Source organism: Dietzia sp. (assembly GCF_036741115.1).
In the GTDB taxonomy this organism is placed as follows: domain Bacteria; phylum Actinomycetota; class Actinomycetes; order Mycobacteriales; family Mycobacteriaceae; genus Dietzia.
The window spans coordinates 1-1,312 of the sequence record NZ_DAINST010000032.1 but is presented as its reverse complement, the minus strand read 5'-3'; the positions used below and the strand labels follow the sequence as shown (position 1 = coordinate 1,312).

Below are 1,312 nucleotides of genomic sequence, written 5' to 3'. Positions count from 1 at the left end.
GGCCTTCGCCGCGCCCATCGTCTTGGCCATGGCCTCGCTCGATCCGCCGTACGGGGCGAGCGGCTCGCGGGTCTCGGGATCGGCGACGAGCTCGACGGCCCAGAAGCAGCCGAGGCCGCGGACCTCGCCGACCGACGGGTGCTTCTCGGCGATCTCGCGCAGACGCGGCCCTATGACCTCTTCGCCGAGCTTCTTCGCGTGCTCGACGATCCCCTCGTCGCGCATGAGGTTGATCGTCGCCACCGCCGAGGCGCAGGCGAGCGGGTGGCCGGCGTAGGTGAGCCCGCCCGTGTACGGGGTGTTCTCGAACGACGCGGCGATGCGGTCGTGGATGATCACTCCGCCGAGCGGCACGTAGCCCGAGTTCGAGCCCTTGGCGAAGGTGATGAGGTCCGGGGTCCAGTCGTCGGGGCCGTTGCGGAAGTTGTCGAGCGCGAGCCACGCGCCCGAGCGGCCGAAGCCGGACATGACCTCGTCGCAGATCATGACGATGCCGTACTTGTCGCAGATCTCGCGGACGCCGCGGAGGTAATCGGCGGGCGGCACCATGATGCCGACGGTGCCGGGGATCGACTCGATGATGAGCGCAGCGAAGTGGTCCGGGCCCTCGAGCGCGATGAGGTCGTCGAGGTGCTTGAGCGCGCGCTCGCACTCCTGCTCCTCGGTCTCGGCGTAGAACTGCGAGCGGTAGAGGAACGGCGCGTGGAAATGCACGGCACCGGTGTTGCCGTAGTCGTTGGCCCAGCGGCGGGTGTCGCCCGTGAGGTTCATCGAGGTCGTGGTGGCCCCGTGGTACGAGCGGAACGCCGACAGCGTCTTGACGCGGCCGGTGTGGCGGCGCGCCATGCGGATCGCGTGCTCCACGGCCTCGGTGCCGGCCATGGTGAAGAACACGCGGTTCATGCCCTCGGGCGCGACCTCGGCGATGAGCCGGGCGGCCTCTGCGCGGGCGGCGTTGGCGTGCGCCGGGTTGATGGTGCATATCTCGGCGGCCTGGTCCTGGATCGCCTTGACGACCACCGGGTGCTGGTGCCCGATGTTCGTGTTGACCAGCTGCGAAGTGAAGTCGAGGAGCTTGTTGTCGTCCCCGTCCCACATGTAGACGCCCTCGGCCTTGGTGACGACCATCGGGTCGTGCTTGCCCCAGGCGCTCCACGGGGCGAGGACGTGGGCGCGCTCCTTCTCGTAGACCTCGCGCGCTTCGGCATTCTGCGGTGCTGGCATGAGACTCTCCTTCGGGCAGGGAACAGTCGTGTCTCTTCCCGCCATCATCGCACCGGGGAGGGTTGTTCTTCGCGCGCCGATTCCGCAA

The 1,312-nt window shown here is 68.7% G+C and carries 1 protein-coding gene; it reads right to left on the bottom strand.

Features of this window, described 5'->3' with window-relative positions; genetic code table 11:
- The coding region (locus tag V7E05_RS06760; RefSeq protein WP_333618908.1) for an aminotransferase class III-fold pyridoxal phosphate-dependent enzyme at positions 1-1,224 on the bottom strand (1,224 nt) is incomplete at its 3' end.
- Positions 1,225-1,312: the final 88 nt, after the last annotated feature.